The following is a 19,935-nucleotide window of genomic DNA, read 5'->3' as shown; positions in this document are numbered from 1 at the left end:
GGCGCGGATTGTTGATCATGAACCTGGCGCAACGATAGCGCATAGTTTTGCTTAAATGGTTCGAGGAAATCGAAATGTCTCGAGTGACGCTTTCGCAGTGGCAGATGCTGGCGGCGGTTGTCGATCATGGCGGCTTCGCGCGTGCGGCCCAGGTCGTGCACAAGAGTCCGTCGACGCTCAATCATGCGGTGCACAAGCTTGAAGAGCAGTTGGGCGTCAAGGTCCTCGAGCCAGTGGGGCGCAATGTGCGACTCACCGAACCCGGCGAAATGCTGCTGCGCAGGGCCCGTCAGCTGATCGAGAGCGCCGAGGCGCTAGAGGAAGTGGCTGACAGTCTTGCCGAGGGACTGGAAGCCGAGGTGGTGCTGGCCATCGATCAGATATTCCCGCCGGACGTGTTGGCCTTGGCACTTGAGCGCTTCTCGCAAGCCTTCCCTCATGTCCGGATACAGCTACATGAGACGGTACTCAACGGCGGAGTCGAAATGCTCTATGACGGCCGAGCTGATCTGGTGGCCTCGGGGCTCGCGGCGCAAGGCTTTCTCGGCGAACCGCTGGCGACAGTGACCTTCCTGGCCGTCGCCCATCCCGATCACGCCTTGCATCGGCTAGGCCGTCCACTGGACCTGCGTGACCTGGAACAGCACCGGCAACTGGTGGTGCGTGACTCAGCGCAGCGCGAGGCCATGGATGCCGGCTGGTTGAAGGCCGAGCAGCGCTGGACCGTCAGTCATCTGGCCACCTCGGTGGATATGCTCAAGCGTGGCCTGGGGTTTGCCTGGGTGCCAAAGACGCTGATTGAGCCTGCGCTGTCCCGCGGTGAGCTCCTGCCCCTGCCGCTATTGGTTGGCGGTGTCCGCGAGGTGCCATTCCAGTTGATCCATCGTGATCGCGACCGAGCGGGGCCAGCAACCCGCGCCATGGCGGCAGCGTTGATGCAGTCGGTGAGCGAGTGGGAGGCCACTTCTTCAGAATGATTCGATCTCATCGAATGAAACGCCGGAAAATACGCGCTTGAGCGCCTGTAGAGTTGGCGTATTCTGCGGGGAATACGTTAGTAGCGCGTTTTGAGGAGGGCATATGGGCCTGTTGATCGATGGTAATTGGCACGATCAGTGGTACGACACCAAGAAACATGGAGGGGAATTTGTTCGTGAGTCGGCACAGCTTCGCGACTGGGTGACCGCCGATGGCAGCGAAGGACCTGATGGTCAGCCGGGGAGGCGCGCCGAAGCCGATCGATATCACCTCTATGTCTCGTTGGCCTGCCCCTGGGCGCACCGGGCCCTGATCATGCGCCACCTTAAGGGGCTCGATGACCTGATCGGTACCTCGCATGTCAGTCCGCTGATGCTGGATCAGGGCTGGAGCTACAACGAAGAAGAGGGCTCGAGCGGTGACCCCATTAATGGTGTGAGCTATCACCGCGAGCTATACACCCTCACCGACCCGCACTACACCGGCCGCGTGACGGTGCCCGCGCTGTGGGACAAGTCCGCTGGCAACATCGTCAGTAACGAATCCGCCGACTTGCTGCGCATGTTCAACGATGCCTTTGACGGCATAACCGGCAATCGTCTGGATTTCTATCCCGCCGATCTGCGCGAGACCATCGATGCGGTCAACGCCGATGTCTACGACCACATCAATAACGGTGTCTACAAGTCAGGCTTCGCCACCGAGCAGGCCGTCTACGAGAAGCATGTCACTGCACTCTTCGAGGCGCTCGATAGCATGGAAGCCCGGCTCAGCGAGCAGCGCTACCTGGCCGGCGAGTGGTTCACCGAGGCGGACATTCGCTTGTTTACCACGCTGATTCGCTTCGATGCCGTCTACCACGGTCACTTCAAGTGCAATATCCGCCGCATCGAGGATTACCCGAATCTGTCGAACTATGTCCGCGAGCTGTATCAGTGGCCTGGCATCAAGGAGACGGTGAACATGGATCACATCAAGCGCCACTACTACTACAGCCACGACACCATCAATCCGGCGCGTATCGTGCCCAAGGGGCCCGCGCTCGACCTTGAGCGTCCCCACGACCGCGAGCGTCTTTCCGGGCGGGGCATCAGGGAAAAGGCGTGATGCCTGGGGGGCGGCTATCCCGGGGACAAGCCTTCGCGAAGGCGCTGTGAACCCCTCCCTGGGCGCTATCTTCTTCATCCCTGAAGAATGACCTTTGCTCAGGCCTGTCCCCGGTGCCGCTCGAGTCCATGTGGCGATAGGCCACTATCATTTGGCGAGTGGATAAACGGGTATTCAGGCGCGGGTATTCTTGGCCAGCCAGCGGTCCAGGGCGTTGGCGAATTCCCGGCGGTCGACGTCCGAATAGCCCTTGGGGCCGCCGGTGTGCTCGCCGCTTGAGCGCATCGTTTCCATAAAGTCCCTCATTTGTACCCGAGCGCGGATATTGCTGTGATCCAGTGCTTCGCCGCGGTTGGTCATCACGGCGGCGCCCTTTTCGATGGCTTCCTGAGCCAGCGGCAGGTCGGCGGTCACCAGCAGGTCGCCGGGCGTCAAGCGACGAACGATCTCGTCGTCGGCGACATCGAAGCCGCTCGCGACTGCCAGCGGCTTGACCCAGGGAGAGGGCGGAAGCGGCACCTGATGGTTGGCAACGAACCAGGTCGGCGTTTGGGTACGCTCCGCGGCGCGCACGATGATTTCGCGTGCGACACGCGGACAGGCGTCAGCATCGACCCACAGGCTAGGCATTAACGGCTCCCGAAAAAGGTTGGAATGGCGAGGGCTACAATGGTAGCATGCGCTCTCCTCGCATGTGTTGACCCCCACCATCATGACGAATTGCACCCGCCCACGTTGGGTAGGGATGGCAAGCTTTCGCAAGACGCCAGGCGCGATGATCCGCGACCAAGCGCTGTGACCGGGCTCGCCAAGTGTTCGCCCGGGGCAGACCCAAGGTCTCGCCCAGTGCGTCTGGATTTGTAGATGGAGCGCCCACTGCCAGTCGGCAAGGTGCCAAGGTCGCCACAGCGGTTCGCCGAGAGTTTCTGGCAAGCCAAATCGCTTGTTTGATGCTCGTTTGATCCGGGTCCTGCCCGCTCACGACGTGAACCGAATGCCAGGTGCGACCGGCGTCCCAGACTCCGCCCCGAGCCAGCCCCACGACGGGTGGCTCGCATTCGACCCGACAGGCCCTTTGTGGATCCTGTGTTATTGCGTGTTCCGGGTCGGGGACGCCAACAATTTCTGTTGCCGGTACTGACCGGCCTACCAAGGTGTGATTGATGACCTCGACTTCTGTCGCCTCGCCGAGCTTCGGCGAAATGGCACTGCTGCCTGCCGTGCTGACTGCCCTCGATACTCTGGGCTACGAAACTCCCTCTCCGATCCAGGCGCAGACCATTCCTGCCCTGCTCGAAGGCCGTGACATGATCGGCCAGGCCCAGACGGGTACCGGCAAGACCGCAGCCTTCGCGCTGCCGATTCTTTCGCGCATCGACCTTGCTCGCCGTGAGCCGCAGGTGCTGGTGATGGCCCCGACCCGCGAACTGGCTCAGCAGGTCGCCGTGTCTTTCACCAAGTACGGTCAGAATCTGCAGGGTCTGCAGGTCGCCACCCTTTGTGGTGGACAGGAATATCGTGAGCAGCTCAGTGCGCTGAAGCGTGGCGCACAAGTCGTGGTCGGCACTCCGGGCCGTATCATCGATCACCTGGATCGTGGCAGCCTGAAGCTTGATGGCCTGTCTGCGCTGGTACTCGACGAAGCCGACGAAATGCTGCGCATGGGCTTCATCGATGACGTCAAGCGTGTCGTCGCCGATACCCCGAAAAATGCGCAGCGCGTATTTTTCTCCGCGACCCTGCCGGCCGAAATCGAGCGCATCGTCAATCGCTACCTGGTCGATCCGGTCAAGGTCGCCATCGAATCCGCCAAGGGCACGGCCGACAGCATCGACCAGCGCCTGGTGCGTGCCGAAGGCGGCGCCAAGCTCGAGGCGCTGTCGCGTATTCTCGAGGTCGAGCCGGTCGATGGCGCCATCGTCTTCGTGCGCACTCGTGCCGCCTGCACCACCCTGGTCGAGCAGCTGACCGCGCGTGGCGTCAACGCCGCTGGCCTGTCCGGTGACCTGGACCAGAGCCTTCGCGAGCGCACCATCACGCGCCTCAAGCGTGGCAAGGTCGATGTGCTGATCGCGACAGACGTGGCCGCTCGCGGCCTCGACGTCCCGCGCATCACTCACGTCATCAACTATGACCTGCCGCAGGATTCGGAAGCCTACACACACCGTATCGGCCGTACCGGTCGTGCCGGTCGTAGCGGCGTGGCGATCACCTTCGCCGGCTTCCGCGAGACCCGCAAGGTTCGCTGGATCGAGCAGGCGACTGGCCAACACATGAGCGACATGGCGCTGCCTGATGAAGCGGCGATCCGTGCTCATCGCGACGAAAAATTCTATCAGCGCGTGATCGGCACCCTGACCGCCGGCAGCGACGAGCAGCGTGCACTGATCGAACGCATGGTCGCTGAAGGTCATGACCCGGTCGAGCTGGCCTGTGCCTTCGCCGCCATGGCCCGCGCCGATGAAGCACCGATCGGTCGTATGCAGGCGCCGAAAGAGAGCAAAGAGCGCAGCGGCCGTGACGGCGGCAAGCCGAAGCGTCGCGAGAACAGTGCGCCGCGTGAAGGCATGACCCGCTACCGCATCGCCGTTGGCCACAAGGATGGCGTCAAGCCGGGCCAGCTGGTTGGTGCGCTGGCCAATGAAGGCGGTATCGAAGGCGCGCGTATCGGTCGCATCGATATTCGCAATGCCTTCTCGGTGGTCGAGTTGCCGAGCAACCTGCCTGCCAGCATCCTGACCAAGATGGCCCGCGCCAAGGTCGGCGGTCGTCCGCTTGAGATCAGCGAAGACAGCGGCGGCTCGCCGGAGCGTGCACCGCGCCGTCGCAATAGCGAAGACGCGCCGATTCGCCGTCGCTCGCAGGCCTGATCACAGGCGCATCCAGGGCGTGAGGCCAACGGAGTCTCTCGTACCAAAGGGTGATGGCACAGCGACAGCCGTTAGCGGATAGTCGAAGGTGCCAAGGCAGCAATCACGCAGGCCGGGGATTCCCCGGCCTGCGTTTTTTTATAGGCAGTTTTTAGACAGTTTCAGAGACAGTTTCATGGACAGGCCCCGGGTGGGGTATCGAGTAGGAGGTCAAGGATGTGGCAAGGACTGTCATGGCGACTGCGCGGCTATCTGATCACCGGGCTGGGCGTGTTGCTGCTGTCGCCGGATGCGCTCTTCGTCAAGGATACCGAGGTCGATGTCGCCACCTTCATGTTCTGGCGGGCCTTACTGCTCGGGACGGTGTTGATCCTGGTGGCCGTGGCGCGCTATGGACGCGAGCTGCCAGCGGCGGTGCGCGCCTGCGGGCCGGCGGCGTTGTGGTGCCCGTTGGCCTTCGCCGCCGGTGCCTGGAGTTTTGTGATTGCCAACCGGCTGACCGCGGCCGGCAATGTGCTGGTGATCCAGAATCTGGCACCGCTCATCGCCGGCCTGATCGGCCTGCTGATCTACGGCCAGCGGCTGCGTCGCCAGACCTGGGTGATCATCCTTTTGTGCGTCGCCGGGGCCAGCCTGATGGCGGCCGGTGAGATGGGCAAAGGCAACCCGCTGGGGCTGATCGTGGCGCTGGGCCTGCCGTTTGCGCTGGCCATCAACACCAGCGTGGCCAGCGCCCAGAAGGGCGTGGATACCACCGTGATCCTGCCGCTGGGCTGTGTGGTGATCTTGCTGCCGGCACTGCTGCTGGGCGGGGCCACCCTGCCGCCAGCCGCTGATCTCCAGCGGCTGGCGCTGCTGAGCCTGGTCTTCCTGCCGGGCGCCTACTTCTGCATCCAGACCGGCCCGCGCTACCTTCCAGGGGCCGAGGTCAGTCTGATGATGCTGCTCGAGACCCTGGTCGGAACCCTGCTGGTCTGGTGGTGGATCGGTGAGGCCCCGACGCCGCTGGCCTTCGTCGGTGGCGCGCTGATCATCGCCTCGCTGCTGGGCGGTGGGCTGCTAGACCTGATTCGTCAGCGACGCAAGGCCGCCGCCGGTGCGCCCGACCCGCAAACCGTGCTGGTGGATGACGGCCGCGTAGAGGAGGGGGACACCGAGGCGTCAAAGAAGGGCCGCTGAACGCTCTATCGATACCAGCAGTCGCAACGATGTCATTCAGGCGGGCTGTCCATGCCCAGTGGAAGTAAAGGGGTTGTCCGTGTCTGCCGGTGTGGCGCCGCCGGTTGCGCGACAAGCTCACGCAGGCGGGTCATCAGTGCCGCAGCACCCGGTGATAGGCGCCGGTCCCGCAGGCTCACCAAACCGTAGGGCTGTACGCTAAGCGGTTCTTCGAAGGGCAGCTGGCGAAAGCGCTGGGGTGCGCACAGGAGATCCGCGGCCTCGCGCGTGGTAACGGTCAGGGTGTCGGACTTGTCGACCAGCGCCAGGGCGACCATCAGGTCGGCGGTATCGACGATCTGTTGGGGAGGAGTGACCCCGTGGTACAGGAACAGTCCGTCGACGCGCTGTCGCATCAGCGCCCCGGGAGGTTGCATGGCCCAGGGATATTGCGCCATTTCCTGAAGCGTTGGCGCCGGGTGTCCCGTGAGGGGGTGGCCCTCGCGACACACGAAGCACAGCGCTTCCTCGCCGATTTCCTCGAACACGAAGCGTTCTGAGGGGAAGCCGGCGGGGACGCGGGTAATCGCGAAGTCCAGCTCGCCCTCGAGCAGCCGGTGTGCCAGCTCTTTGCTGACGCCCACATCGACGCTGATCTTGAGGCCGGGCAGATCGCGATGCACGCGTTCGATGGCGCTGGTGAGCAGTGTCACGGCGGGTGCCATCACGGTGCCGACTGCCACCATGCCCGCGTTGCCGGCCTTGAGAGCATTCAGTTCCTCGCCGGCGTGATGAAGTTCCGACAGGATATCCTGCGCATGGCGAATCAGGGATTCCCCATACCAGTTGGGCGTAACGCCGCGGGCATGTCGATCGAACAGCGTCAGGCCGAGCTGTGTTTCAAGATCACCGAGCAACTTGGAGGCCGCCGGCTGACTCATGCCCAGACACTCGGCACTTCGATGCAGATTGCGGTGTTCGTTGAGAGCGATGAGTAGCTGCAGATGCCGGAACTTTAGTCGAGCCCGAAGGAACCAGTCCGGTGGCAGAGCCTCGGGCGGATGCGTGGCCTTCATGGTGCGATAACGCTTTGTGTATCGAACTTCATGGCGAACATTATTGGTCCTTGTCGGTAGGTCTTGCCTAGGGTGGCGATGGAGAGCGCCTCCTGCGCTTTCCTGCGGCGATCGAGCACCGTTCTACCGCAACGTGCCGATCCTGATAAAGAGGACTTTTTGCTATGTTCGATGCGACACGATACCGGGCCATCGTCGGGGCCACCGGCCTGCTCATGATCGGCCATGGCATCGCCATGGCCGACGCTTCATCTCATGAAAGAGGAGAGAAAATGCTGGATCATCAGCATAAAAGGGGCGTCGTGGCCTCGCCGTTCGGCGAGTTACCCGACGGTCGTGAGGTCACCCTTTACCGTCTCGCCAACGAGCGCGGCCTGTCAGTCGAGGTCATGAACTACGGCGGCATCATCGTCTCGCTGAGCGCCCCGGACCGAGAGGGGAATGTCGAGGATATCGTGCTTGGCTTCGATACGCTTGACGGCTACCTGTCCGAGGGCTATCGGCAGGCGAACCCCTACTTCGGTGCCCTGATCGGCCGCTATGGCAACCGTATCGACGGCGGGCGCTTCACCCTGAACGGCATGTCCCATCAGCTGGCCACTAACGACGGCGACAACCATCTGCACGGCGGCCAGCGAGGCTTCGATCGCAGGCTGTGGGAGGCCGAGCCGTTCAGCAGCGAGGATGGCGAGGGCGTCACTCTGCGCTATATCAGCGAGGACGGCGAGGAGGGCTACCCCGGCAGGCTCGCGGCGACCGTCACCTATACCCTGACCGACGACGCCTTGGAAGTGCGCTATCGCGCCGAGACCGATGAGGCAACGCCGGTCAACCTGACCCAGCATAGCTACTTCAATCTCGCCGGCGAGGGCAGCCCTAGCATCCTCGATCACGTGCTGACGATTCACGGCGATGCCTTCACGCCGGTCGACGAGACGCTGATTCCCACCGGCGAGATCCGCGATGTGGCAGGCACGCCCTTCGACTTCCGCGAGCCGACCCCTATCGGTGCGCGTATCGGCGACGACAATCGCCAGCTCGAACGCGGCGGCGGCTATGACCACAACGTCGTGCTCGCCATGGACAGCGCACCGCTTGAGGCGCCGCGGCCTGCGGCCCGAGTCGTCGATCCCGGCAGCGGGCGCGTGCTAGAGATCGCTACCACCGAGCCCGGCCTGCAGTTCTATTCGGGAAACTTCCTCGATGGCAGCCTGACCGGAAAAGGCGGCGCCCCCTACGGAAAGCGCTCGGGATTCGCCCTGGAGACCCAGCATTTTCCGGACTCGCCCAATCAGCCAGCTTTCCCCTCGACGATCCTCAAGCCCGGCGAGACCTATCAATCGCGCACGGTGTATCGCTTCTCGACCGCTACACCTGGTGCCTGAGCATCATAGATAGCCGCTTGAAGCCGCCCAACGGGGCGGCTTCTTGCTGTGGGCATTGCCGTTTCCCTCTGCCGATTTGCCACTTTAGTCCCGCGGCGCCGAGAGCGTGTTGAGGGCTGATCCCACAGCCTGTGTGGGGCGCCGCTCTTGTCATATCAAAAAATATATCAGATGTAGCGATTATGGGTATTAGATGGTTATGCCTTGAGCTGGCTAGGGTTAGGGGTGTTATCGGACCCATTCAGTTGCTTCGTCGTGATAGCTAACCCACAACGACAATAATCTCCCCCATGAGGGGCTCAAGGAGAGTCAGCATGACACTCACATCGCATTTCGCTCGTCTGGCGCTCGGTGGCGCCATCGCTCTCGCCTCGCTGGGCAGTGCCCAGGCTCAGGACGACACTACACTGGGCTTCATCGTCAAGAAGCCTGAGCAGGCCTGGTTCATCAATGAGCAGAAGGCCGCAACCGCCCTCGGCGAGGAACAGGGCTTCGAGGTGGTGCGCCTGGCCGGCGAAGATGGCCAGCAGGTGCTCAGCGCAATCGACAACCTCCATTCCCAAGGGGCTCAGGGCTTCGTGATCTGTCCGCCCGACGTGCGGCTGGGCCCGGCGATCATGAACCGCGCCGAGCAGTATGGCATGAAGGTGGTCACCGTTGATGACCGCTTTGTCGGCTCTGACGGCGAGCCCATGGAAGGCGTGCCGCATCTGGGGATGTCCGGCTACAAGATCGGCCAGCAGGTCGGTAACGCCATTGCCGATGAGATGGACGCTCGCGGCTGGGATCCTGAAGAAGTTGCCGCACTGCGCATCACCAACTACGAGCTGCCGACCGCCAAGGAACGCACCGATGGTGCGACCGACGCGCTGCTCGAGTCAGGCTTCCCCGAAGACAACATCTTCGATGCGCCCCAGCAGAACAGTGATACCGCCAGCGCCTTTTCGGCCGCCTCGCCGGTGTTTGCCAAGCGTGGCGACTATGAGCACTGGGTCATCTTCGCCCTCAATGAGGAAAGTGTGCTGGGCGGTGTGCGCGCCAGCGAGCAGTACGGGCTCGACGCCGAAGACGTGATCGGTGTGGGCATCAACGGTTCTGGGGCGGCCTTCGCCGAGTTCTCCCGCGAGAAGCCCACCGGTTTCCACGGCACCGTAGCGGTCAGCTCCACCATGCATGGTCGCAAGAGTGCAGAGAACCTCTATGAGTGGATCACAGAGGGCGACAAGCCACAGGCCAACACCGTGACCGGTGGCACCCTGATGACGCGTGATAACTGGGAGTCCGTGCGCGAAGACCTCGGCCTTTGATCCTGCCTGCCCGGTCCCTGGTGGGCCGGGTTTTCCGTCCGCTGTGGAGTCTGCCCCTATGTCAGAACCCTATCTGCGTTTCGACGGCATCAGCGTCGAGTTCCCCGGGGTGCGTGCGCTGGACCAGATGAGTTTTTCGGCTCATGCCGGCCGGGTACATGCCTTGATGGGCGAGAACGGTGCCGGCAAGTCGACCCTGCTCAAGGTGCTCAGCGGCGTCAATCGCGTCACCGAAGGTGCCCTGTGGCTTAATGGCGAGCGTCATGTCTTCGCCAATGCCCGCGAGGCCCTGGCCCGGGGCATTGCCATCATCTATCAGGAACTGACGCTGTCGCCGAACCTGTCGGTGGCCGAGAACCTGCTGCTCGGACAATTGCCGGCACGAGCTGGTTTCGTTGATCGTCGCCGCATGCGCGAGGAGGCCCTGCGCATCCTGCGGGACCTCGGCGAGGATGCCATCCATCCCGCTACCAAGGTGCGCGATCTATCGATCGGTCAGCAGCAGATGATCGAGATCGGCCGCGCGCTATTGCGCGACGCCAAGGTGATCGCCTTCGACGAACCGACCAGCAGTCTCTCGGTCCAGGAAATCCGCCAACTCAAGCGTATCGTCAATCGTCTGCGTGACGAGGGACGCGTGGTGCTTTATGTCACGCACCGCATGGAAGAAGTGTTCGAGATGTGTGATGCGGTCACCGTGTTCCGTGACGGCAAGCACATCCGCACCCATGAAAGCCTCGACTCGCTCGATCACGACACCCTGGTCAGTGAAATGGTGGGGCGCGATATCGAGGACGTCTACGGGTACCGTTCCCGGGAGCTCGGCGACGAGCTGATGGCCATCGATGGCATTGATGGCAAGGGGCTCAATGCACCGGTCAGCTTCGATGTCAGGCGAGGTGAGGTGTTTGGTCTGTTTGGCCTGGTCGGCGCCGGGCGCAGTGAGCTGATGCGACTGGTCTGTGGTGTCGAACGCCCACGTGCCGGTGAAGTGCGTTTTGGCGGTGAGCCGCGTTACTTTCGCTCGCCCACCGAGGCGATTCGTGCCGGTATCGCCATGTGTCCGGAGGACCGTAAGTCTCAGGGCATCTTTCCCATCGCAAGTGTCACCGACAATCTCAATATCAGCTGTCGGCGCTTCTTCAAGCGTTGGGGGATCTTTCGCCAGCCGTCACTCGAGCTTGCCAATACCCGCGAGTATATCCAGCGTCTGAGCATCAAGACACCGGGCCCAAGGACCCGTATCAGCACCCTGTCCGGCGGTAATCAGCAGAAGGTGATCCTGGCGCGCTGGCTGTCCGAAGAGATCGAACTCTTCGTCATGGACGAGCCGACCCGTGGCATCGACGTCGGCGCCCGGCGTGACATCTATAACCTGCTCTACGATCTGGCCGATCAGGGCAAGAGCGTGGTGGTGATCTCCAGTGACCTGGCCGAGGTCAGCTCGATCTGTGACCGCATCGGCGTCATGCGTGATGGCGCCCTGGTCGACATCGTGGCGCGCGACGAGGCGACACCGGAGCGCTTGCTGGGCCTGGCGCTGCCTGCCTGAACCACCTCTCCGCGTCTGATATCACCTCAATTGTGAGAGACAATCCTATGACGATACAAAAGACTGTGCAGGGCGAGGACAATGCTTCGGCCCAGCCGCAGGGCCGCCAGGGGCTGACCAAGCCGCTGCGGACCCTTCTCGATACTTCGGGGCTGATCGCCATCTTCGCCGTGCTGTTCGTGGCACTGTCGGTCTTCATCCCCGACTTCTTCACCGGTCGCAACATGATCGGGCTACTGCTATCGGTGACCCTGATCGGCACCATCGCTACCACCATGATGATGGTGCTGGCCCTCGGTGAGGTCGACCTGTCGGTCGCCTCCATCGTGGCCTTTGCCGGGGTGGTCGCCGCGGTGGCCACCTCCGCCTCGGGTAGCGTCTTCATCGGCGTGCTCGGCGGGGTGGTGGCCGGCGGCGCCGTGGGGGCCTTCAACGGCTTCGTGGTGGCGCGCTTCGGCATCAACTCCCTGATTGCCACCCTGGCCGCCATGGAGTTCGTGCGTGGCCTGGCCTACATCACCTCCGGTGGCGATGCGGTGATGATCACCGTGCCGGCCTTCTTCGATCTGGGCAGTGCCTCCTTCCTGGGCCTCACTCTGCCGGTGTGGACCATGATCGCCTGCTTCGTGATCTTCGGCATCCTGCTCAACATGACGGCCTTCGGGCGCAACGTGCTTGCCACTGGCGGCAACGCCGAAGCCGCGGCCTTGGCCGGGGTTAACGTGCGCCGCTTGAAGATCATCGTCTTCGGCCTGCAGGGCGTGGTTGCCGGCATCGCCGGGGTGCTTTTGACCTCGCGCATGGGCCTTGGGGATCCCAATACCGCACTCGGCCTGGAACTCGCCGTGATCTCCGCCTGTGTGCTGGGTGGCGTGGCGCTGTCCGGGGGCATCGCCTCGATCACTGGTGTGCTGGTCGGGGTATTGATCATGGGCTGTGTGCAGAATGCCATGGGCCTGCTCAACGTGCCGACCTTCTATCAGTACCTGGTGCGTGGCGCCATCCTGCTGTTGGCGGTGATGTTTGACCGCTGGAAGCAGACCCGGCGACAGCGGTCCTGACGCGTCTTGTCCCCGCCCCGGCGAAGGCGGCGGGGACGGACGTGGCGCCCCTTTATGGTAAGGAGACGGTGATGCTCAATGCCTCGACACTGGAATGTGTATGGTCGGCGCGTACTCGACTGGGTGAAGGCCCGCTCTGGTGTCCCGAGAGGGGCCGTGCGGGGCAGTTGTTGTTCGTCGATATCCTGGGTGCCCGGCTGTTGGCCTTCGACCCAGAAAGCGGCGCGACGCATGACTGGCCGCTGGATGAGGCCTGCTGCTGGTTGGCGCCCCGTGACGACGGCGACGGCTTTATTGCCGGCCTGCGTTCTCGCCTGGTGCATCTGCGCCTCGAAGCGAACGGGCCGCGTATCGTTGCCGCCTGGCCCACGCCGGAAGACGAGCCCACGGGCAATCGCTTCAATGATGCCAAAATCGATCGTGACGGGCGGCTGTGGTTCGGCTCCATGGACGACGCCGCCGTCGATGCCAGCGGTTCGCTTTACTGCCTGACGGGGCAGCAACTGAAGCGCCACGATGATGGCTATTGCGTCGCCAATGGACCGGCGATTGCGCCGGACGGTCGCACCCTCTATCACAGCGACACCCCGCGTCGCGTGATTTACGCCTTCGATCTTGCCGCCGATGGTTCACTGTCGAATAAGCGTGAGCATATCCGTCTCAGCGAGACTCAGGGCTTTCCCGACGGCATGACCTGTGACGCCGAGGGCGGGCTTTGGGTGGCGCACTGGGAGGGCGGGCGAGTGAGCCGCTTCGCCCCCGATGGCCGTCTCGACGAGACATTGCCGCTGCCCGCCTCGCGGGTTACCTCCTGTGCCTTCGGTGGCCCCAACCTGGATGAGCTCTATATCACCACCGCGGCAGAGGAGCGAGATGCCGAGGGTCTGGCCGGCGGTTTGTTTCGGGTCCGGCCCGGTGTCAGGGGCCTGTCGGCGACGCCCTTCCGGGTGAAGGGCTGCCGCAACGAGAAACTGCAGCAAGAGGTCACTCAGGCGCGTCCCTGACACGCAGGCCGAAGTGCCATGCAGCGCGTCTTTTCGCTCGCAACGCACCAACACGTGATGCAAAAAAGAGGCGGCCCATGTGGGCCGCCTCGTCGCTCCGGTGGAATGGCAAACGCTGTCTCAGCGTCGCCTGGCCATATAGGCATGCCACTGGCGAATGCCGTAGGTCCAGGGCGGCAGCCGGTCAGAGCGGTCGACGCGGTTGACCAGTGCGCCAAGCGATGGCGTGGCGATGGTCACGGTGTCGCCGAGGTGATGGGTGAAGCCTTGCCCTTGTCCATCGCGGTCCTGAATCGGCGAGAACATGGTGCCCAGGAACAGCATCACCCCGTCGGGGTACTGATGATGATCGCCGATGGTCTGGGCGATCAGGTCCAACGGGTCGCGGCTGATCTCGGCCATGTCGCTTCCGTCATCCAGCACAAAGCCATCATCCTCGCCTTCGATGCGCAGCGACACCCGGGCCTTACGCACCGTGTCCAGGGTGAAGCGCTCATCGAACAGGCGGATGAAGGGACCAAGCGCACAGGAGGCGTTGTTATCCTTGGCCTTGCCCAGCAGCAGGGCGCTGCGGCCCTCGACGTCGCGAAGATTGACATCGTTACCAAGCGTTGCGCCTCTGGCACGACCGGCGGCGTCGACCGCCATCACGATCTCAGGCTCTGGGTTGTTCCACTTCGAGCCCGGATGCAGACCGACGCCTTGCCCGTAGCCCACCGCGGATAGCGGCTGCGCCTTGGTGAAGACCTCGGCGTCCGGGCCGATGCCCACTTCCATGTACTGCGACCAGGCCCCGCGGGCCTGCAGTTCCGCCTTGAGCGACATGGCCGCTTCGGAGCCAGGCTTGATCTGCGACAGGTCGTCGCCGATCAGCGCCTGGAGTTCACTGCGAAGCTCGCTGGCACGGCCCGGGTCGCCCCCGGCCTGCTCCTCGATCACCCGCTCAAGCAGGCTGACCGCGAAGGTCACGCCGCAGGCCTTGATCGCCTGAACATCACAGGGCGCGAGCAAGTATGGCGCCATAGGTGAGACCTGACGCGAGTTCTCAAGCAGCGCCTCGACCGGGCCTAAGGACTCACCCTCGACCCTTGCCACGAACTCGACCGCATCGTCGCGGTCGAGCAGGTCGGCCATGCAGGCACAACTGGCCGTGATATCGAGCACCTCACCGTTGCGTACCACCACCAGGGCAGGGCCCTGGTGGGGCGTATCGCGCCAGACCCGACCGACCAGCAGCGCCTGGTCGGCATCATCGGGCAATGCTATCGCGGTAGGAGTGGTCATGGGCGTCTCCTCAGGCCTCACGCTTGCCATCGACCAGGCGGCTGACGCCTTCCGGGTTACCGTCACGCAACGCTTCGGGCAACAGGCCCTGGGGCAGGTTCTGGTAGCAGACCGGGCGCAGGAAGCGATGGATCGCCGCACTGCCGACCGAGGTGGTGCGCGAGTCAGAGGTGGCAGGATAAGGCCCACCATGGACCATGGCGTGGCACACCTCGACGCCGGTCGGCCAGCCGTTGGCCATCACGCGCCCGGCGCGACGCTCGAGGATCGGCAACAGGCCGCGGGCGGCGTCCAGGTCGCCATCGTCCATCTGCAGGGTCGCGGTCAGCTGGCCTTCCAGATGCTCGGCCACGCGGGCCACTTCGGCCTGGTCGGCGCATTCGATCACCAGCGAGGTGGCCCCGAAGACCTCGGCCTGCAGGGCTTCGTCGCTTAGGAAATCGGCCGCCTTGGCGACGAACAGCCCGACCTGGCAGGTGTTGGGGCCGTCGCCAGCCGGACCACGCGCCACTTCGCGGGCATGGCGGCTTTGCGTCAGGCCCTCGACACCCTGGGTGTAGGCTTCATGGATGCCCGGGGTCAGCATGGTATGGGCCTGGGCGCCCTTGACCGCCTCGCCGGCGGCGTCGAGGAACGCCTCCAGACCCTCACCCTGCTGGGCGATCACCAGCCCCGGGTTGGTGCAGAACTGGCCGGCGCCCATGTTCAGCGAGCCGACGAAGGCGTCGCCCAGTTCCTTGGCGCGGCTCTTCAAGGCCTCGGGCAGCAGGAACACCGGGTTGATCGAGCTCATCTCGGCATAGACCGGGATCGGCTCGGGACGCTCCTGGGCGGCTTGCATCAGTGCGGTGCCGCCGCTGCGCGAGCCCGTGAAGCCCACGGCCTTGATGCGCGCATCGCGGACCAGGCCCTGACCCACTTCACGGCCGGAGCCGTAGATCAGCGAGAACACGCCTTCGGGCAGGTTGCACTTGGCGACGGCGCGTTGCACGGCGCGGCCGACCAGCTCGCTGGTGCCAGGATGCGCGGAGTGCGCCTTGACGACCACCGGGCAGCCAGCGGCCAGGGCCGAGGCGGTATCACCACCGGCCACCGAGAACGCCAGCGGGAAGTTGGAGGCACCGAAGACGGCGACCGGGCCCAGGCCGATATGGCGCTGACGCAGGTCGACACGCGGCATCGGTTCGCGCTCGGGCAGCGCCGGGTCGATGCGCACATCGAGCCATTCGCCGGCACGCACCACCGAGGCGAACAGGCGCAGCTGACCGCAGGTACGGCCGCGCTCGCCCTGCAGGCGAGCCTGCGGCAGGCCGGATTCGGCCACGCCACGCTCGATCAGCGCATCACCGATGGCCTCGATCTCATCGGCGATGGTCTCGAGGAAGCGCGCCCGCGCCTCGAGGCCGGTCTCGCGATACGTGCCGAAGGCTGCCCAGGCCAGTTCACAGGCCTGGTCGACCTCGGCCTTGCCGCCGGCCGCATAGGCCGGCGACAGGGTCTCGCCGGTGGCGGGATTGATGGCGTTGATTGCCGCGCCATTGGCGGCCACGGCGCTCTGGCCGATCAGTTGTTTGCCTTCCAGTGTCATGGAGCCTCCTGGGTTTACAGGGAATGAATGGGGGATGCGGTGTCTTCGGTCGCGAACGTCAGCGGGTTGCGCAGCGTTCGACCGAAGGCCGGCAGGGCGATCTCGAAGCGATCGCCGTCACGGGTCTCAACGCCATCGGCGAAGCTCAACGTCGCGGTGCCAAAGAAGTGCACATGAACGTCGCCGGGGCGCCGGAAACCGGCGTACTTGAAGTGGTGATGCTCGAGGTTGGCCAGGCTGTGCGCCATGTTGGCTTCACCGGTGAGGAAGGGTTTTTCCCATAAGGTCTCGCCGTCGCGCACGATGCGGCTGGTGCCTTCCAGGTGGTCGGGCAGCTCGCCGATCAACAGTTCCGGGCCGAAGCTGCAGTGGCGCAGTTTGGAGTGGGCCAGCCACAGGTAGTTGAAACGCTCGGTGACATGGTCGGAAAACTCATTGCCGATGGCGTAGCCGACGCGCCAGGGGCGACCGTCATCACCGTTGACGTAGAGGCCTGCAAGCTCCGGCTCTTCGCCAGCATCTTCGGCGAAGGCCGGTACGGGCAGTGCCGCTTCCGGGGCCACCACGCAGTCGCCATCGCCCTTGTAGAACCACTCCGGCTGGGCGCCTGTGTCACCAGCGCTGGGCTTGCCGCCCTCCACGCCGAGCTTGAACATGCGCATCGAGTCGGTCAGCTGGGACTCGTCGGCTTGTGCCTTGGCGTGCATCGCCGAGCGGGTGTCGGCGCTGCCCAGATGGGTCAGGCCGGTGCCGGTGACCAGGCAATGCGCCGGGTCGGCGTGGGTCAGCGGCGGCAGCAGGCGCGCCTCGTCGATCAGCTGCTGATAGTCGAGCCGTGTTTCGGTCAGCGTTGCCTCGATCACCTCAGTCAGCGGCTGGCTGTTGGCGATGGCACGCCGAGCCAGGGTGTAGGTGTCGGCCTCAAGCAGGCGGACCGTATGCTCGTTTTCGACCATGGCGGCGCGGGGCTCGCCCTGGTGCAGACATTGGATGATTCGCATTGCAGGTTTCCTCGACGTCCAGGAGAAGAAAGGAGTATCAGGCGCCGGTCGAGCATCAAGTACCCCCATCATAGCGCCGGATCTCGGTTTATGTACAACATTAAAGGTTGTATGTTGATTCTATGTTTGCCCTTGAAGGCGCTAGGGTGTCCTCGCCGGCACGTCCGAAATCAGGAAAGCCCTGGCTGTCCCAATGGATCGGCTTGACGTAGGTGTGGCGGTTGGGGTCCCACAGCGGATCGCCCTGGATATCGGTGTAGGTCCGGGCGTGGTAGACGAACAGATCGGTCTGGCCGTCCTCGCCGACCACGAAGCCGCTGTGACCGGGACCGAAGATCTCGTGCTCGGGGTCGCTGACCAGTAGGGGCGTCGATGACTTCGACCAGCTCGCCGCGTCCAGCGGGTCGCTGTCGGCATCTGCCCATAGCAGTCCTACGCAGTAGTTCTCGTCGGTGGCACTGGCCGAGTAGGTGAGGAATAGACGGCCGTGGCGTTCGAGTACCGCTGGCCCTTCATTGACCAGGAAGCCCCGCTTCTCCCAGTCGTACTCGGGCACGCTGAGCAGTGTCGGCGGTCCGTCGAGGCGGTCGGGAGCGGCGAGCTTGGCGATATAGAGATTCGAATTGCCCTCTATCGCCGGGTCTTTCTGTGCCCAGACGTAGTAGTCGAGCCCCCGGTGATGGAAGGTCGTGGCGTCCAGGCAGAAGCTGTCCAGTGGCGTTTCTACCTGACGCGGCTCGCTCCAGGTGCCGCTAAGCGGGTTTGTTGCCGAGCAGGTGATGGCGTACATGCGGTGTTGAAAGAGGCCGTCGACGATCTCGCGAGACGGGGCCGCGGCGAAATAGATCACCCAGACACCGCCGACGCGGTGTAGTTCGGGGGCCCAGATCAGCTCGCCTAGCGGCCCCGTGTCGGGCTTGGTCCACACCGTGGTGGCCGGCGCCGTGGCAAGGCCCACGATGGTGGTCGCAGTGCGAATTTCCAGGCGGTCGTAATCTGGCACCGAGGCAATGAAGTAATAGCGCCCGGCGTGCTCAAGGATCCAGGGGTCGGCGCGCTGTTGGATAAGCGGTTCTGGGTTCAGTGACATGCGGAACTCCATGGCGAAAACAGAGGCAATAAATAAGCGATCATCTGGACGAACCGAGACCGAAGGAGGTGTCGGTGGATGTCTGGTCATTCGTCTGGCCAGCGCCGATATGCGCCATCGATTCGTAGTAGGCGTCGGTGATCCGGTAGCGGAACATGAAGGCGCCCATGAGGGTGTGGAAGACCCCGGGAATGACCGACAGCATTAGGGCAATGCCGGTCAGCGTGAAGTCGCTCTGATCGACGTTGGGTTCGTAGTGGAAATAGGTCAGCAGTATGCCGACCAGAAAGCCCGCCACACCCATGCCGGCCTTCTGGAAGAAGGAGATGCCGCCAAAGGCCAGGCCCGAAACGCGACGTCCGGTCTTGGCCTGGCCGTAGTCCACGGACTCGGCGATGGCTGACCAGAATACCGGCGCGTGCAGGTCCACGACGAAGGAGATCAGGAAGTAGAGCACGAAGGCGAGTACCACTTCGCCGGGATCCACCAGCACGAACATCAACACACTGAGCACACCCACCACGATCTGACTCCAGCGAAATAGCTGCACCTTGCAGTAGCGCTTGGTGATCCAGGTGGAGGCGACCATGGCCAGAATGGCGGCACCGACGCCGACGGTCAGGAAGGCCGAGAGCATGGTCGGGCCGGCTCCCAGGTAGTACTTGGCATAGTAGGCCGCGACGGAGCTGCGCATCACATAGCCCATGGTCCCGGTGAAGCAGGCACCGCACAGCAGTAGCCATTGATCGTTCTTGAACAGCAGCGCGAACTGCTGCTTGAGGGGCTTTTCATCGATATGGTGCTGAACGCGCTCGGTGGTGGTGCGATAACAGAACAGCAGCAGCAGGGTCGCCATACCCCCCATCAGGCCCATGGCAACCTGATACCCCAGTTCGAGTTGGCCCTCACCGAAGGACTCGGCAAGCTTGGGGACGATGATGGTGACCAGGAAAGCGGCGATCTTGGCGAAGAACAGCCGATAGCCATTGGCGGACAGCTTGTCTTTGGGGTCGTCGGACAGCACGCCGATCAGCGAGATATAGGGAATGGTCACTGCCGTGAATAGCAGGGTGACGAGCAGGTAAGTCGAATAGGCCCAGACCAGCTTGGCGTTATAGCTCCAGTCCGGCGTGGTAAACAACAACAGCACCGAGACACCGAAGGGCACGGCAAAGATCAGGAAATAAGGCCGGTAGCGCCCTCTGGTAGTGTTGATTCGATCGGTGATCATGCCCATCAGCGGGTCGGTCACCGCATCCACCAGCCGGGCGACCAGGAACAGGATCCCCATGTGGGAAGGCTTCAGGCCGAAGATGTCGGTATAGAAGTAGGAGATGATCAGAAACATCGAGGAGATGACCACGTTAATGGCCATGTCCCCACTACCGAAGCCGACCTTCTCCAGATATGTCAGTCGTTGTGTCGCCATGATGTTGTCCTTGTCATCAATGGTGAGCACGCCAAGGGCGCGTCG

Annotated in this window: 16 protein-coding genes; 9 read left to right on the top strand and 7 right to left on the bottom strand. The window is 63.5% G+C overall.

What is annotated here, in order from left to right; all coding sequences use genetic code 11:
* Positions 1-74 precede the first annotated feature (74 nt).
* Both ETC27_RS02815 and ETC27_RS02810 read left to right on the top strand, forming a co-directional pair.
* On the top strand, positions 75-977 hold the full coding sequence (locus tag ETC27_RS02815; RefSeq protein ID WP_136253440.1) for a LysR family transcriptional regulator: 903 nt from the start codon (positions 75-77) through the stop codon (positions 975-977).
* Positions 978-1,080: 103 nt separating this feature from the next.
* A complete protein-coding gene (locus ETC27_RS02810) occupies positions 1,081-2,085 on the top strand; it encodes a glutathione S-transferase family protein (RefSeq protein WP_136253439.1) in 1,005 nt (334 codons plus the stop codon).
* Between the two features lie 174 nt (positions 2,086-2,259).
* On the opposite strand, the gene ETC27_RS02805 is transcribed toward ETC27_RS02810, so the two are convergent.
* Positions 2,260-2,715 carry a YaiI/YqxD family protein gene (locus ETC27_RS02805; protein ID WP_136253438.1) on the bottom strand — a complete coding sequence of 152 codons (456 nt, stop codon included), beginning with the start codon at positions 2,713-2,715 and terminating at the stop codon, positions 2,260-2,262.
* A 533-nt stretch (positions 2,716-3,248) separates the two neighbouring features.
* On the opposite strand from ETC27_RS02805, the gene ETC27_RS02800 reads away from it, so the two are divergent.
* Positions 3,249-4,955 (top strand): DEAD/DEAH box helicase, encoded by a 1,707-nt coding sequence (locus tag ETC27_RS02800; RefSeq protein ID WP_136253437.1) that lies wholly within the window; start codon positions 3,249-3,251, stop codon positions 4,953-4,955.
* A gap of 216 nt (positions 4,956-5,171) precedes the next feature.
* Positions 5,172-6,134 (top strand): DMT family transporter, encoded by a 963-nt coding sequence (locus tag ETC27_RS02795; protein WP_136253436.1) that lies wholly within the window; start codon positions 5,172-5,174, stop codon positions 6,132-6,134.
* 32 nt (positions 6,135-6,166) lie between these two features.
* Here the strand turns inward: ETC27_RS02795 and ETC27_RS02790 are convergent, their stop codons facing one another.
* Positions 6,167-7,189 (bottom strand): LysR substrate-binding domain-containing protein, encoded by a 1,023-nt coding sequence (locus ETC27_RS02790; protein ID WP_136253435.1) that lies wholly within the window; start codon positions 7,187-7,189, stop codon positions 6,167-6,169.
* Between the two features lie 164 nt (positions 7,190-7,353).
* Here ETC27_RS02790 and ETC27_RS02785 point away from each other — a divergent pair, with 164 nt between their 5' ends.
* The 5 genes from ETC27_RS02785 (at position 7,354) to ETC27_RS02765 (ending at position 13,498) form a co-directional block, all read left to right on the top strand.
* Positions 7,354-8,574 carry an aldose epimerase family protein gene (locus ETC27_RS02785; protein ID WP_240724770.1) on the top strand — a complete coding sequence of 407 codons (1,221 nt, stop codon included), beginning with the start codon at positions 7,354-7,356 and terminating at the stop codon, positions 8,572-8,574.
* Positions 8,575-8,888: 314 nt separating this feature from the next.
* On the top strand, positions 8,889-9,881 hold the full coding sequence (locus ETC27_RS02780) for an arabinose ABC transporter substrate-binding protein (protein ID WP_136253434.1): 993 nt from the start codon (positions 8,889-8,891) through the stop codon (positions 9,879-9,881).
* 58 nt (positions 9,882-9,939) lie between these two features.
* Positions 9,940-11,433 (top strand): L-arabinose ABC transporter ATP-binding protein AraG, encoded by a 1,494-nt coding sequence (gene araG, locus ETC27_RS02775; protein WP_136253433.1) that lies wholly within the window; start codon positions 9,940-9,942, stop codon positions 11,431-11,433.
* A gap of 47 nt (positions 11,434-11,480) precedes the next feature.
* On the top strand, positions 11,481-12,494 hold the full coding sequence (gene araH, locus ETC27_RS02770; RefSeq protein WP_136253432.1) for an L-arabinose ABC transporter permease AraH: 1,014 nt from the start codon (positions 11,481-11,483) through the stop codon (positions 12,492-12,494).
* Positions 12,495-12,535: 41 nt separating this feature from the next.
* On the top strand, positions 12,536-13,498 hold the full coding sequence (locus ETC27_RS02765; RefSeq protein WP_240724769.1) for an SMP-30/gluconolactonase/LRE family protein: 963 nt from the start codon (positions 12,536-12,538) through the stop codon (positions 13,496-13,498).
* 120 nt (positions 13,499-13,618) lie between these two features.
* Here ETC27_RS02765 and ETC27_RS02760 read toward each other — a convergent pair whose 3' ends face one another.
* The 5 genes from ETC27_RS02760 to ETC27_RS02740 form a co-directional block, all read right to left on the bottom strand.
* A complete protein-coding gene (locus ETC27_RS02760; protein WP_136253430.1) occupies positions 13,619-14,782 on the bottom strand; it encodes a fumarylacetoacetate hydrolase family protein in 1,164 nt (387 codons plus the stop codon).
* Between the two features lie 10 nt (positions 14,783-14,792).
* A complete protein-coding gene (locus tag ETC27_RS02755) occupies positions 14,793-16,370 on the bottom strand; it encodes an aldehyde dehydrogenase (NADP(+)) (RefSeq protein ID WP_136253429.1) in 1,578 nt (525 codons plus the stop codon).
* 14 nt (positions 16,371-16,384) lie between these two features.
* Positions 16,385-17,371 (bottom strand): AraD1 family protein, encoded by a 987-nt coding sequence (araD1, locus tag ETC27_RS02750; RefSeq protein WP_136253428.1) that lies wholly within the window; start codon positions 17,369-17,371, stop codon positions 16,385-16,387.
* A gap of 100 nt (positions 17,372-17,471) precedes the next feature.
* Positions 17,472-18,461, bottom strand: coding sequence for a glycoside hydrolase family 43 protein (locus ETC27_RS02745; RefSeq protein WP_136253427.1), 990 nt, complete (start codon positions 18,459-18,461; stop codon positions 17,472-17,474).
* Positions 18,462-18,501: 40 nt separating this feature from the next.
* Positions 18,502-19,890, bottom strand: coding sequence for an MFS transporter (locus ETC27_RS02740; RefSeq protein WP_136253426.1), 1,389 nt, complete (start codon positions 19,888-19,890; stop codon positions 18,502-18,504).
* Between the last annotated feature and the right edge of the window lie 45 nt (positions 19,891-19,935).

It is taken from the genome of Onishia niordana (assembly GCF_004798965.1).
Lineage (GTDB): Bacteria > Pseudomonadota > Gammaproteobacteria > Pseudomonadales > Halomonadaceae > Onishia > Onishia niordana.
This window is presented reverse-complemented; position numbering and strand designations above follow the sequence as displayed.